Source organism: Agrobacterium sp. MCAB5 (assembly GCF_052114365.1).
GTDB lineage: Bacteria > Pseudomonadota > Alphaproteobacteria > Rhizobiales > Rhizobiaceae > Agrobacterium > Agrobacterium tumefaciens.
The window spans coordinates 1-364 of sequence record NZ_JBFREP010000369.1 but is presented as its reverse complement, the minus strand read 5'-3'; the positions used below and the strand labels follow the sequence as shown (position 1 = coordinate 364).

The following is a 364-nucleotide window of genomic DNA, read 5'->3' as shown; positions in this document are numbered from 1 at the left end:
CAACTACCATCGATAAGAGTTACTTATCGATGGTTAGAGTGCCAACTGTCAATCATACCATGTGAGGAACCGTAATATTTACATAGAGTTCCTATAACAAATCATTTACCATGATTTCAATGGCTTACGATCTCACAAAAATCAGCATGACGACCTTGATGCGGCCGGCTTTTCACGCGGGCCTCGCGCTGACCCGCCTTGACGAGCGCATCGCCCGCTCGCCGGTCGGGCAGGGCTGGATCGAGCGCTCGCATTTCACCGACGCCTGCGCCTCGCTGTGGATCGACGGCGAACTCGTCCATCTCGAAGACCTCGTCCTCCATGATGACACCCGCGATATTCGCACACCCACCCACGAGCTGAC

General features: G+C 54.1%; 1 pseudogene. It reads left to right on the top strand.

What is annotated here, in order from left to right:
- Positions 1–110 precede the first annotated feature (110 nt).
- Positions 111–364: pseudogene (locus AB4Z23_RS29070) on the top strand (RHE_PE00001 family protein); the annotation flags it as partial.